The following is a 12,810-nucleotide window of genomic DNA, read 5'->3' as shown; positions in this document are numbered from 1 at the left end:
GGGATGACCGACACCACCGTGACCAACTGGGCCGGCAACATCACCTACACGGCCAAGGAACTGCACCGGCCGCACTCGCCGGGTGCGCTGCGGGCGCTGGTGGCCGGCAGCGCCCGGGTGCGGGTGCTGGGCAGCGGGCACTCGTTCAACGAGATCGCCGAGCCGGGCCCCGAGGGGGTGCTGCTGTCGCTGGCGGACCTGCCGGCCGAGATCGACGTGGACCGGGCCGCCCGTACGGTACGGGTCGGCGGCGGCGTCCGGTACGCGGAGCTGGCCCGGGTGGTGCACGCTCACGGTCTCGCCCTGGCCAACATGGCCTCGCTCCCCCACATCTCCGTCGCCGGTTCGGTGGCGACCGGCACCCACGGCTCGGGTGTGACCAACGGCTCGCTGGCGTCGGTGGTGCGCGAGGTGGAGCTGGTGACGGCCGACGGTACGGCGGTGACGCTCACGCGGGACGACGAGCGGTTCGGCGGCGCGGTCACCTCGCTGGGCGCGCTGGGCGTGGTGACGGCGCTCACGCTGGACCTGGAGGAGGCGTACGAGGTCGAGCAGCACGTCTTCGGCGAGCTGCCCCTCACCGCGCCGCTGGACGAGGTGCTGTCCGCCGCGTACAGCGTGAGCCTGTTCACCGACTGGCGGGCGCCGGGCTTCCGGCAGGTGTGGCTGAAGCGGCGGACGGACCGGCCGCTGCCGGACTTCCCCCACGCGGCCCCGGCCACCGAGAAGACCCACCCCGTGCCGGGCATGCCCGCGGAGAACTGCACCGAGCAGTTCGGCGTGCCGGGCCCCTGGCACGAGCGGCTGCCGCACTTCCGCGCCGAGTTCACGCCCAGCAGCGGTGCCGAGCTGCAGTCGGAGTACCTGATGCCGCGTGAGCACGCTCTCGACGCGCTGCGCGCGCTGGACGCGATACGGGACGTGCTGGCGCCGGTGACGCAGACCTGCGAGTGGCGGACGGTCGCCGCGGACGCGCAGTGGCTGAGCCCGGCGTACGGGCGGGACACGGTGGCGGTGCACTTCACCTGGGTCGAGGACACGGCGGCGGTACTGCCGGTGGTGCGGCGGGTGGAGGAGGCGCTGGACGGGTTCGCGGCCCGGCCGCACTGGGGGAAGGTGTTCACCACGGCGCCGGCCCGGCTGCGCGAGCTGTATCCGCGGCTCGGTGACTTCGGTGCCCTCGTACGGGAGCTGGACCCGGCGGGCAAGTTCACCAACGCGTTCGTCAGCGAGGTGCTGACCGGCCGACCGGCGTGAACAGCGCGACGACCGCGATCAGTACGCAGCAGGCGCCGGCCGCCGCGGCCACCGGTGTGGTGCCGTGCCGCTCGGCCGCCCAGGTCAGCACGGCCGCGCCGAGGGGCGCCGCCGCGTAGTGCAGGGTCCAGAAGGCGGCGGTGACCCGGCCGAGCAGGTGCTCGGGGGTCACCTCCTGCCGCAGGGACATCGAGCAGGTGCCCGCCATGCCGACGCAGGCCAGGAAGGCCGCGCTCAGGACGGCGACGGCGGGCACCTCGCGCACCCAGCCGAGGCCGGCGAAGGCGAGCCCGCACACGGCGACCGCGCCGGTCCAGGTCCGGCCGAAGCCGAGCCGCCGGCGGACCCGGGCGACGAGCAGGGCGCCGGTGATGGTGCCGAGGGCGCCGGCCGCCATGACGATGCCGACGGTGTGGTCGTCGTGGCCGAGGTCGTGCTTGAGGTGGTAGATGACCAGGTCGTTCAGGCCGAGGGTGAGGAAGCTGAACCCGGCGAGCAGGGCGGTGAGGGCGCGCAGCACCGGGTGCCTGCAGAGGAAGCCCGCCCCGGTCCGCAGGTCCCGCCACAGTCCGGGCCGTTCGTCCGGCGCCTCCTGCGCGGCGCGGGCCCCCAGCCGTACGAAGACCAGACAGGCGGCGGACACGGCGAAGCTGGCCGCGTTCACGCCGACCGCCGCGGCGGCTCCCGACCAGGCGGCCACCACCCCGGCGCACACCGGGCCGAGCACGCCGGCCGCGGCGGCGGTCGCGTTGAGCCGGCCGTTGGCCTCGGTGAGCCGCCCGGTGCCGACCAGGCCGCGTACGACGGTGACGTAGCCGACGGCGAAGAACATGCCGACGGCCTCGCACAGCGGCAGGACGACGTACAGCAGCCACAGTTCGGGCCCGAACAGCCAGACCACGGGGATCACCCCGTACAGGGCCGTGCGGACGAGGTCGCAGCCGATGAGCAGCTTGCGGCGGTCGACGCGGTCGACGACGGCCCCGGCGAACACCGCCGCCAGCACCGAGGCGGCGCCCCCGACGGCGGTCAGCAGTCCCATGCGGGCGATGGAGCCGGTGGCCTCCAGGACCAGCAGGGGCAGGGCGATCAGGGCGAAGGAGTCGCCGAGGACGGAGAGGGTCTGCGCGGCCCAGAAGACGCCGAAGTCCCGTTGCCGCCACAGGGGGCGCGGGGCGGCGGCGTCCGTTTCCCGCCCGGTCTTCGGGCGGTGGTGTGCCTCGTACGTCATCCGGTCCCTTCCCCGTCGGGTGACCCGTCGCGGTGTGCCGGGTCACCGTAGGACGGGCGGGGAAGGGGCCGGTAACGAATTACGGGGGTGCCGTCAGTGGTCCGCGCAGCACGGCGTCGGGTCCGGGTCCTCGAAGGGGACCAGGGTGCCGCCGGCGGCGGGCATCGCGGCGAGGGTGAGTTCGCCGTTCTCCCAGTGGGGGCGGACGAACTCGCGGGTGACCAGCCGGGTTTCCGGGTCGGGCTCGCCGGGTGCGCCGAGGACGCGGACCCGCTCGATCGCGGAACGGTCCAGCACCTCCGCGACCGTGAGGGTGCCGGTCAGGGCGGCGGCGCCCGGGTAGAGCACCGCCCGCCCCTGGTCGTCCCAGGCGCCGTCCGTCACCGTGTGCCCCTGGGCGGTGAGCCGCTGGCGGGCCGCGTCGACCGCCGCCCGGTCCTCGGCGGCCAGGGACAGCGCCACGCGCCGCCGGCCGCCCTCCCGCACCAGGTGGGTGCAGCCGAACACGCCGTCCTCCTCGGTGAATCCGACGGCCAGCTCCCTCAGCAGGTGGTCGGCGTCGCGCAGCGAGGTGGCGTCCGTGTCGACGGCGATGACGTACGGCGGCGGGGTCACGACGGCAGGACCCAGACCGGGTTGGAGTAGAACCACAGGTCCTTCCACGGGTCGGCGTCGCCGATGACGTCGATGGCCGGGCCGTGCGGGTCGACGGCCGCGCCCATCGCGCCGACGGCGGAGCGGTTGCCGTCGGTGCCGCGCAGACGGAGGTAGACGGGGCGGTCGACGCGGCCGAGGTCGTAGGTGAGGGTGACCGTGCCGGCGTTCTTGTTCACCTCGTAGGCCTTGACGACCTTGGCGGACGGGGCGGTGAAGGTGTCCTTGTCCTGGACCTCGCCGGTCACATCGCCCTGGATGACGTCGACGCGGGCCAGGGTGGGCTGGAAGCCGGCCCAGTTGGGGCCGCCGGCCAGGGCCACGTCCACGCTGAGGGTGACGCGGGTGCCCTTCTTGACCTGGAGGGCGCCGCCGAGGGTGGCCCAGCGGCTGCCGCCCGAGACGCGGACGTCGAGGCCGGAGAGGAGCTGGCCGTGGTCGACCCAGACGCGGCCGGCGCGGATGCCCGCCATGACGGCGGCGTAGGAGAAGTTCTCGGCGCCGACGTGGGTGCGGCTGTAGTAGCCGGGCCAGTAGTCGTTCTCGGTGATGTCGATCGAGCCGCCGTAGACCGGGTCGTCGTAGCGGCCGTTGGCGTCGAAGTCGCCGCCGCCGCGGGCCGCGGTGTCGCCGTAGACCTGGTGGGAGTCGGAGTTGGCGGTGATCCACCAGGGCTTGCCCTCGGCGAGGAGGCTGTCCCACAGGCCGCCGACGGTGGCGGTCATCCAGTCGAAGCCGCCCCAGGTGCGGTAGGACTCCAGGGGGTAGTCGGCGAAGGAGTTGGAGCCGGGGCTGTTGTTGTAGATGCCGCGGGCACCGCCCGGTCCGAGCGGCGTGGGCAGGCCGCCGGCCTGGTGGCCGGGGGCGCCCTCCATGCCGACGGCGATGCGGTGGCTCGCGGAGGTGGCGTCGCGCCAGGCGCGGATCTCGTGCGGGGAGTCGATGCCCTTGCGCGCCGGGTGGTTGGCGAGCATCAGGGCGTCCTTGACCTTGCGCCGCTCGACCTGGTCGGCGAGGAAGGCGAGGCCCGAGATGGCGAGGGCCTCGTTGGCGGGCGAGGAGCCGGTGGCGGCCTTGACGGCGCCGTCGTAGCCGGTCTCGAACTGCTTGAGGACCGAGACCTCGTTCTTGCCCGGGTGGACGAAGACGGTGCCGTGCTCGGCGGCCGGGATGTTCCACTCCAGGCCCTGGAAGACGAGGGTGTCCTTGTGGGCGCTGCGGGCGTCCTGGATGTCCGGGTTGACCTTCTCCACACCGATCTTGGCGTGGGTGGCGCTGCCGTGGTCGGTGATGACCAGCCAGTCCATGCCGTGCCGGGCGCCCTGGCGCACCTGGTCGCCGACGCGGTACTTGCCGTCGCTGCTGTACTGGGTGTGGATGTGGTGGTCACCGGCCAGCCACAGGAAGCCCTTCTTGCCGTTGCCGTTGCCGCGGCTGCCCGCGAACGCCGGGGCGCTCGCGGCGCCCGTCAGCACGCTGCTCGCGGCGAGGCCGGCGCCGAGCAGGCCGGCGCGGCGCAGCAGGGTGCGGCGGGACTGCTGTTCGGGGCTGAGCGCCTCGTCGGGTACGGAGGTGTCGAACGCGGCGGGCAGGGGCGCCGTCTCGTGCGTGTGCCCGTGACCGTGGTCGTGGTGGTGGTGATGGCCGTGTCCGTGTCCGTGCCCGTGACCCATGTCGCTCCTCGTGGATGGCCGCCGTCTGCGCGGCTGCGTCGCTGCGGCCGCACCTGGGGTGCGTGGGCCGCGTGAGGAGAATCGATGCGCGAGGTGACCTGGGGGCGGCGTCCGGGTGAGCGGCGGGCGTAGTCGACACGTCCGGTCGGCCTTTGGGGCGCGGGGACGTCAACGGGTGTGGTAATGCGGGAGGTTGCAGTTACCGATAACCCTCACCTGCATATGATGTGCAGTACAGGGGCGTCAGCACGACGTGAGGTCCGGCTCCTCGGGTGCGGGCCGGTCCATGATCGGCTGGAGGTGACGGGTGTAGACGGCGGACCACCGCGAGGACTGCCCCGGGGACTTCGCCATGACGGCCGACAACGCCTCGCACACCTCCTGTCGCAGCTCCCGCTCCTCGCCGTCCACCGCCACCCCGTAGCCCTCCGAACCGCCGAGGCTTTCGAGGGCCTTGGTCTGGGCGTCGTACTTGTCGGCGAGTCCGGCGACGATGACGTCGTCGGTGGCGACCGCGTACACGTCGGTCTCCGGGTCCAGCAGCGCCTTCACGCAGTCCTCGTAGCCGGCCCGCAGCGCCGTCCGGTCCGCCAGCCCCTCCTTCTCGATCCACGGTACGTAGACCGACTCCCTGGCGGTGCAGACTTCCGCGGTGCGGTCGTTCTGCAGGTCGCTGAGGTCGTTGTACTTGCGGTCCTCGCGCACCAGCAGCCCCTTGAGCGCCTCGAAGTACGGACCGGCGAAGCGCACCCCGTCCCGCTTCTCGCGCTGTTCGTCGATGCTGTAGGTGGCCAGCACGAGGTGGACCCGGCCGGTCTTCAGGGCGTCGTCGCGGTTGTCGGAGTTGACCTCGTAGAACTCGACCGCGTCCTTCTCGAAGCCCATCTCGCGGGCGATCTCGTAGGCGAGGTCGACCTCGAAACCCCGGTAGGTGTCGCCGTCCCGCTCGCTCAGTCCGGGCTGGTCCTTCTTGACGCCGACCCGCAGCACGTCGTGGGTGTCGCCGAACCGGGGCCCGCCGTCCCGCTCGGGCGCCACGGCACCCTTGCCCGAGCCGGCGGCGTCGGAGGCGTCCTTCCGGTCCGTCCAGAGGAACCATGCCGCGCTCGTGAGCAGCGCCGCGCAGACCACGGCCGCCGTCACCCGCCACCGGCGCCGGCGCCGGCCCGTCCCCTCGCCTCCGGTGCCGCCGGGGTTCCCCGGCTGCCTGGACTCCGGGCGGAGAGACGCCTCCGGTTCCCGGGGAGGGGCGGCCGGTGCGGTGACGGTCCGGGTCGCCTCCCGCAGCATCCGTTCCGCTTCGGCGGCGTCCGGGCGACCGCCGGGGTCCTTGGAGAGCAGCGCCTCGATCAGCGCGGTGAGCGGACCGGCGTACTCCATGGGCGGCACCGGGCGTTCGCGTACGGCGATGAGGACCTCGTAGGCGGTGGTCCCCTCGAAGGGGCGCCTGCCCTCCACCATCTCGTACAGCGTGACGCCGAGCGCCCACAGGTCGGACGCGGTGGACGCGGGGCGCGGGTCGGCCGGTGTGTGGCTGAGCAGTTCCGGCGCCAGGTACTGCGGCGTCCCGATGATCTCGTGCGACCGGGTGACCTGCGCGGCGCCCTCGAAGGTGGCGATCCCGAAGTCCATGAGGAGCGCGAGCCCGTCGGGGCGGAACAGGATGTTGTGGGGCTTCACGTCGCGGTGCAGTACGCCGGACTCGTGCACGGCCGCCAGTCCGCGCAGCACCTGGAGGCCGATCCCCGCCGCCTGGGGGACGGGCAGCCGCCGCTGCTCGCGCAACAGGTCGGCCAGGGAGCGCGAGTCGAGCAGTTCCATCACGATCCAGACCTGGCTGCCGTCCTCGATCACGTCGTGCACGTCGACCACGCTCTGGTGCCTGATCCGGGCGATGGCCTGCGCCTCACGGCGGGCCCGGCTCACCCACGTCGCCTGGGCCCCGGGGTCCGCGGCACCCGGGTACAGCAGCCCCTTCACCGCCACCGGCCGGTTCAGACGCGTGTCGAGGGCCTCCCAGACCACGCCCATCCCGCCACGCCCGAGCTGGCGCCGCAGCCGGTACCGGCCCGCGATCACCGTGCCCGGTCCGTCCCCCGGACTGTCCCCCGGACCACTGTCGACGGTGTTCTCGCTGCGCATCCCGACCCCCACGGTTACCGATACGGACAGCAACCCTAGACACACGTCGGCGTCCCGGTGTCGGAAACGCGGCGACAACACCCGTCCTGGTCACGGGGGCGGATCAGCCCCGCGCACCGCCGGGATTGCCTACATTGAGGCCATGCCCCGTGCCGGCCTCACCACCGAGCGTCTCGTCTCCGCCGCCGTCGAACTCGCCGACGCGGTGGGGTTCGAACACGTCTCCCTGTCCGCGCTGGCACGGCGGTTCGGCGTGCGGGACGCGAGCCTGTACTCGCACGTCAGCGGTCTGCGGGAGCTGCGCGTCCGGATGGCGCTGCGGGCCGGCGGCGAGATGACCGACCGGATCGCGGCGGCCGTCGCGGGCCGGACCGGCCGGGAGGCGCTGGCCGCCTTCGCCGGCGCCTACCGGGCGTACGCGCTGGAGCACCCGGGCCGTTACGCCGCCACCGGCATCCCGCTCACCGGCCGGGACGACGCCGACGCCCTCGCCGGCTCGGCGGTGATGCGCCGCACCGCCGAGGTCACCCACGGCGTGCTCGGGGCGTACGGCCTCGCCGAGCCCGACCTCACCGACGCGGTACGGCTGCTGCGCAGTACGTTCCACGGGTTCTGCGCGCTGGAGGCCGCGGGCGGGTTCGGTGCCCCGCGCGACCTCCAGGCGTCCTGGGACAAGGCGGTCGACGCGCTGCACGTGGCGCTGGTGAACTGGCCCCGGGCCCCGGCCGGCGCGGGGGCCGGTCAGGACAGGTCGCCCACCGCGTCGGCGTAGTACGTCGACTCCGTCAGGTGCAGGGCGAGGTGGCGGAAGCTCCAGCCCGAGCCGGGCGAGTGGTCGAGCTGGTCGTCGGTGAGCGCGTCGAGGCGGTTGGCCCAGATCCGGGCGAGCCGGGTGAGGCGGCTGCGGGCCTCGTCGAGGTCCTCGGCGGTGAAGGGCGCGCGGTCGGCGTCGGTCGTGGTGGCGGAGGCGTGCCAGTGGTCGGGCTGCGGCTCCTCGCCCGCGAGCCGGGCCTCCAGTTCCGCCAGGTGGTCGACGAGGTGGTCGGCGACCCGCCGGATCGCCTTGTGCGGGGTGTAGACCCGGTCGTCCACGTGGGCCGGTACGCCGTCCCAGCGGGTCCAGGTCCCGGCCAGCGCGAGGACGTGGTCGACCATGCCGGTGACGGCGTCGGAGGGGCGGGTGCTCGGGGTGACGGTGGTGCTGTCGTTCATGTCCGGGACTCTAGGCGCGGGTCGGTTCGGCGCCCGCCGAACCGTCCTGGTGCGGGGCGGCCGGTGGCGTTCCGCCAGGGACCGGCTGCCCCGCCGCCGGGCCGCCCCGCGCGTCCTACGGCCTGACCCGCCCGGCGGGAACGAGACGCAGGTCGACCAGCGCGTCCCGTACCAGCTCCGCGTACACCGTGGCGCCGTACTCGGAGGTGTGGGTGTTGTCGCGCTTCTCGTCCGTGAGGTAGAGCGCCTTGGACCGCTCCACCCCCAGGGACTCCACCAGCGCCTTGGTCCGCGCGGTGAGGTCGATCAGCGGGACGCGCCGCTCGGCGGCGACGGAGCGGACGACGGCCGGGTGGTCGACGCCGAGGCCGTTGACGAGGAGCGCGGTGCCGTTGTCGAGGGTGCCGTCGGCGTTGAACCAGCGCCGCACGATCGGCGTGACCAGCACCGGCCGGCCGCCCTCGGCCCGCGTCCGGTCGACGAGGGTCTCCAGGTTGGCCCGGTAGGTGGCCTCGTCCGTCGTCTTGTCGTTGTGGGCGAGCTGGACCAGCACCAGGTCGCCGGGCCGGATCAGCGGCCGGACGGTGTCCCACATCCGCGGGTCGGCCAGGTAACTGACCGTGCTCTCCCCGGAGTCGGCGTGATTGGCGACGGACACGCCCGCGCGCAGGTACCGCGGCAGCCGCTGCCCCCACCCGGTGTACGGCTCCCCGGGCTGGTCGCAGACGGTGGAGTCGCCGACGAGGAAGACCTGCCGGGCGCGGTGGGCCGGGGTGACCCGGATGTCGGCGAGGGCGGGCGCCGCGCCGCCGACGACCAGGTCGAGCCCCGGGCTCCCGTCGGCCCCGGCGGGCTCGCCCTCCGGTGTCCGGACGTCGACGGTGAAGGAGCGCGTCACCCGCTCCCCCGCCTCGACGGCCGTCTCCGGCAGCAGCGCCCGCCGGGTCTCCCCGCTGATCGCGGTACGGGAGGCCGCGTCGCCGCCGAGCCGGACCCGTACGTCGTACGTGCCCGGCGCCACGTCGAAGTGGCAGGTACCGGCGACGCAGTTCTCCGCTCCCCAGGACGGCCGCCCGTCCCGTGCCTGGGCGGGCGCGGCCGTGACCGCCCCGCTCCCCAGGACGGCCGCCAGCGCCACGGCGGCCAGTGATGTTCCCGTACGCCTCATCCGACCCGTGTACACCGCTGTCCCCTCCCTCACGCCGAGTCCGCGACCGGGACGCCGAAGTCCGGGGTCCCGTCCCGTTTCCAGCCGAGCCGCTGCACTCGGGTGTGCCGGTCGGGATTGTGCAGCGGGTCGCCGTCGATCTCCTTGTACTGGCGTGCGTGGTAGACGAGCACGTCGGTACGGCCGTCCTCGGCGACGGTGAAGCTGTTGTGGCCGGGACCGTACTGCCCGGTGGTGTCGTTGCTGGTGAAGACGGGGACCGGCGACTTGGTCCAGCTCGCCGGGTCCATGAGGTCGTCGTCCGCGTCGGCGGTGAGCAGCCCCATGCAGTAGTTGGCGTCGGTGGCGCTGGCGGAGTAGGTCATGAAGACCCGTCCGTTGCGGACGATGACCGAGGCGCCCTCGTTGACCTTGAACCCGACGCACTCCCAGTCGTACTCGGGCGTGGACAGCCGCACCTGGGGTCCCGTCAGCGTCCAGGGGTTCGCCATCTCCGACAGCCACAGGGCGGTGTTGTTGTCCATGTCCGGCTCGTGCTGGGCCCAGGCGAGGTAGCGGGTGCCGCGGTGGGTGAAGGTGGTGGCGTCCAGGGAGAAGGTCTCCCAGGCGGTCTTCAGCTGCCCCTTCTCCGCCCAGGTCCCCCGCAGGGGGTTCGGGTGGGTGTTCTCCAGCACCCAGATCCGTATGTCCCACACGCTCTCCGCGGGCGCGGCGGCGAAGTAGACGTACCACTTGCCGTCGATGCGGTGGATCTCCGGCGCCCAGATGTGCGCGCCCATGTCGCCGGTGGCGTGCTTGGTCCAGATGACGGACTCGGCGGCGGTGGCGAGCCCGTTGATGGTGCGGGAGCGGCGCAGGACGATCCGGTCGTACTCGGGGGCGGTCGCGGTGAAGTAGTAGTAGCCGTCGGTGTGCCGGTTGATGTGCGGGTCGGCACGGTTGCGGACGAGCGGGTTGGGGTACGCGGCGGCCGGCGCGGCGGCGTGGGCGACGCCGGGAACGGCCGCGAGGGCGCCCGCGGCGGCGGCACCCTTCAACAGCAGTCTGCGGTCGGGTACTTCGAGGCCTTCGGGGGCATCGTCGGTGCGGCGGCTCATGCGGTGCCTCTCGATGTTTGTTCGGCATTGCGAACGGCATCTGACATGACGAACGCCGAAAAGGTAAGGGCGTGCCAGGAGAAGGTCAACGGGTCGGGACGGATCAGGCCGGAAGGGCGGGCGCGAAGGAGAACATCGCGTCTCCCTCCGGCTGGACGACCCCGTACGTGCTCTCCGGGACCTCGTTCCACACGCCCGGCAGGTCGCCCAGGGGTTCGGAGACGATGAGGCGGGTGTCGTCGGAGGCTTCGCGCAGGAAGTCCAGGTCGGGGTGGAGGGAGCGCAGGGTCTCGACGCGGGTGCTGTAGAAGAGGGAGCGGGAGGCGCCCTGGCTGGAGTAGCGGAAGGACCACAGGCGCAGCCCGTCGGTGACGGCGACCGTCATCTGGAGCGGGTACTCGATGCCGTGCTCGTGGCCGACCCGTTCCACCAGCCCGGCCATCCGGGCCACCGCACCCGGCGGGTCGTCCGCGAGGCCGTAGGTGAGCGCCAGGTAGAACATCACCTCGGAGTCGGTCGAGCCCTCGACGTGGAGGAAGAGGTCCGGGTCGACGGCCAGCACCAGGTCGCGCCGTACCCGCTGGAAGTCGGCGACCGCGCCGTTGTGCATCCACATCCAGCGGCCGTGCCGGAACGGGTGGCAGTTGGTCTGCTGGACGGCGGAACCGGTGGAGGCCCTGATGTGGGCGAAGAACAGGTGGGAGCGGACGTGGCCGGCGATCTCCCGGAGGTTGCGGTTGCTCCAGGCCGGGCCGATCTCCCGGACGACGGCGGGGGTGTCCTTGGCCGTGCCGGACGTCCCGTACCAGCCGACGCCGAAGCCGTCGCCGTTGGTCGTCTCGACGCCCATCTTGGCGTGCAGGCTCTGGTCGATCAGGGAGTGCCGCGGCCGGTAGAGGATGTTCTCCAGCAGGACCGGGGTGCCCGAGTAGGCCAGCCAACGGCACATGTGTCGGTCACCGCCTCGTCTCGCGTCCGGCCGTTTCTGCCCCCAGGATCGCAGGGCGGGGTGCGGCGCGCGCGGCGGCGTTACGGTCGTCGCATGAGCAGCGGCACTCCCCCTTTCGCCCAGGCCCTGGCCACCGCCTCGCCGCCCCTCGTCCTGGACGGCGGCCTGTCCAACCAGCTGAAGGCCGCCGGACACGACCTGAGCGACGCGCTGTGGTCGGCGCGGCTGCTCGACGAGCGGCCCGAGGCGGTCGTCGAGGCGCACCGCGCGTACTACGCGGCGGGCGCGGACGTGGTGATCACGGCGAGTTACCAGGCGACCTTCGAGGGGTTCGCGGCACGCGGCACCGACCGGGCGCGGGCGGCCGGGCTGATGACCCTCAGTGTGGAGCTGGCCCGCGAGGCCGCCCGCCGGTCCGGCGCCGCCCGGCCGCTGTGGGTGGCGGCGTCGGCGGGTCCGTACGGGGCGATGCTCGCCGACGGGTCGGAGTACCGGGGCCGGTACGGGCTCACGGTGGCGGAACTGGAGCGGTTCCACCGCCCCCGCCTGGAGGTGCTGGCCGCGGCCCGCCCCGACGTCCTCGCCCTGGAGACGGTCCCCGACACCGACGAGGCGGCGGCGCTGCTGCGGGCGGTGCGGGGGCTCGGGGTGCCGGCCTGGCTGTCGTACACCGTGGCGGGCGGCCGTACGCGGGCGGGCCAGCTGCTGGAGGAGGCGTTCGGGCTCGCGGCCCGGGCGGAGGAGATCGTCGCGGTCGGCGTGAACTGCTGCGCCCCGGCGGACGTGGAGCACGCCGTCGCCGTCGCGGCGCGGGTGACGGGCAAGCCGGTCGTCGCGTACCCGAACAGCGGGGAGTCCTGGGACGCCGCGGCCCGGCGGTGGACCGGGCCGTCCGCGTTCGACGCCGGTCTGGTACGGGGCTGGCGGGCGGCCGGGGCGCGGCTGATCGGGGGGTGCTGCCGGGTGGGGCCGGGGGCGATCACCCAGGTTGCCGGGGCGCTGACCTGACCCGGTCGCCGCTTCAGCCGGCCGGCGCGGTCTCCCCCGGGGCCAGCCGGTGGTAGCGCGTGCCGACGCCGGGTCCCGGTCGCCGAGGAAGCCGCCGACCATCGCGGTGCCGATGTCGTCGAGGGCGCCGTCGTGGACGGCGTAGGCGTCGGCCGCGAAGTCGGTGAAGGACCTGATCGCCGCGGGTCTGGTTCGTACCGAGCCCCACCCCGGCGACGGGCGCAGGCTCCTGGTGCGCATCACCGGCCCCGGCCGCACCCGCCTGCGGCACGAGCGCGAGCGCCGCACCCGCGCCCTGGACGCCGCCGTCCGGGACACGTTCAGCGCCGAGGAGCGGGAGCGGCTGCGGGAGTGCGCCGGCCTGCTGTCCTGTCCGACGGCTCGCCTTGCACGTCAACCCCCCGGTGGGAGATACTCCG

At 73.6% G+C, this 12,810-nt stretch carries 11 protein-coding genes; 3 read left to right on the top strand and 8 right to left on the bottom strand.

What is annotated here, in order from left to right; translation table 11 throughout:
* Nucleotides 1-3: 3 nt before the first annotated feature.
* Nucleotides 4-1,257 carry an FAD-binding protein gene (locus tag J7I94_RS29640; protein WP_215171959.1) on the top strand — a complete coding sequence of 418 codons (1,254 nt, stop codon included), beginning with the start codon at nucleotides 4-6 and terminating at the stop codon, nucleotides 1,255-1,257.
* Here J7I94_RS29640 and J7I94_RS29635 read toward each other — a convergent pair.
* The 4 genes from J7I94_RS29635 to J7I94_RS29620 form a co-directional block, all read right to left on the bottom strand.
* Complete coding sequence (locus tag J7I94_RS29635) at nucleotides 1,226-2,488, bottom strand: MFS transporter (RefSeq protein ID WP_215171957.1); 1,263 nt, start codon at nucleotides 2,486-2,488, stop codon at nucleotides 1,226-1,228. The genes J7I94_RS29640 and J7I94_RS29635 overlap by 32 nt on opposite strands.
* 93 nt (nucleotides 2,489-2,581) lie before the next feature.
* On the bottom strand, nucleotides 2,582-3,103 hold the full coding sequence (locus tag J7I94_RS29630) for a toll/interleukin-1 receptor domain-containing protein (RefSeq protein WP_215171955.1): 522 nt from the start codon (nucleotides 3,101-3,103) through the stop codon (nucleotides 2,582-2,584).
* Nucleotides 3,100-4,815, bottom strand: coding sequence for a PHP domain-containing protein (locus J7I94_RS29625; protein ID WP_215171953.1), 1,716 nt, complete (start codon nucleotides 4,813-4,815; stop codon nucleotides 3,100-3,102). Before J7I94_RS29625 ends, J7I94_RS29630 begins: the two co-directional genes overlap by 4 nt.
* 243 nt (nucleotides 4,816-5,058) lie before the next feature.
* The gene (locus J7I94_RS29620) at nucleotides 5,059-6,957 is read right to left on the bottom strand and encodes a serine/threonine-protein kinase (RefSeq protein ID WP_215171951.1); all 1,899 of its coding nucleotides are present in this window, start codon (nucleotides 6,955-6,957) and stop codon (nucleotides 5,059-5,061) included.
* A 142-nt stretch (nucleotides 6,958-7,099) separates the two neighbouring features.
* Here J7I94_RS29620 and J7I94_RS29615 point away from each other — a divergent pair, with 142 nt between their 5' ends.
* On the top strand, nucleotides 7,100-7,729 hold the full coding sequence (locus tag J7I94_RS29615) for a TetR/AcrR family transcriptional regulator (RefSeq protein WP_215171942.1): 630 nt from the start codon (nucleotides 7,100-7,102) through the stop codon (nucleotides 7,727-7,729).
* Here the strand turns inward: J7I94_RS29615 and J7I94_RS29610 are convergent.
* The 4 genes from J7I94_RS29610 to J7I94_RS29595 all read right to left on the bottom strand — a co-directional run bounded on the left by J7I94_RS29610 (nucleotide 7,699) and on the right by J7I94_RS29595 (nucleotide 11,383).
* Nucleotides 7,699-8,169, bottom strand: coding sequence for a hypothetical protein (locus tag J7I94_RS29610; protein WP_215171940.1), 471 nt, complete (start codon nucleotides 8,167-8,169; stop codon nucleotides 7,699-7,701). The two genes, J7I94_RS29615 and J7I94_RS29610, sit on opposite strands and share 31 nt — an antisense overlap.
* 115 nt (nucleotides 8,170-8,284) lie before the next feature.
* Nucleotides 8,285-9,337: a rhamnogalacturonan acetylesterase gene (locus J7I94_RS29605; protein WP_215171938.1), complete on the bottom strand. Its 1,053-nt coding sequence runs from the start codon at nucleotides 9,335-9,337 to the stop codon at nucleotides 8,285-8,287.
* 29 nt (nucleotides 9,338-9,366) lie between these two features.
* A complete protein-coding gene (locus J7I94_RS29600; RefSeq protein ID WP_215171936.1) occupies nucleotides 9,367-10,434 on the bottom strand; it encodes a family 43 glycosylhydrolase in 1,068 nt (355 codons plus the stop codon).
* A 103-nt stretch (nucleotides 10,435-10,537) separates the two neighbouring features.
* On the bottom strand, nucleotides 10,538-11,383 hold the full coding sequence (locus J7I94_RS29595; RefSeq protein WP_215171934.1) for a class II glutamine amidotransferase: 846 nt from the start codon (nucleotides 11,381-11,383) through the stop codon (nucleotides 10,538-10,540).
* A gap of 93 nt (nucleotides 11,384-11,476) precedes the next feature.
* On the opposite strand from J7I94_RS29595, the gene mmuM reads away from it, so the two are divergent.
* Nucleotides 11,477-12,391, top strand: a complete 915-nt coding sequence (gene mmuM / locus J7I94_RS29590) for a homocysteine S-methyltransferase (RefSeq protein ID WP_215171932.1) — start codon at nucleotides 11,477-11,479, stop codon at nucleotides 12,389-12,391.
* Nucleotides 12,392-12,810 lie beyond the last annotated feature (419 nt).

Source organism: Streptomyces sp. ISL-12 (assembly GCF_018614415.1).
Lineage (GTDB): Bacteria > Actinomycetota > Actinomycetes > Streptomycetales > Streptomycetaceae > Streptomyces.
The sequence above is the reverse complement of the archived record's forward strand: the minus strand, read 5'-3'. Positions and strand labels throughout refer to the sequence as shown.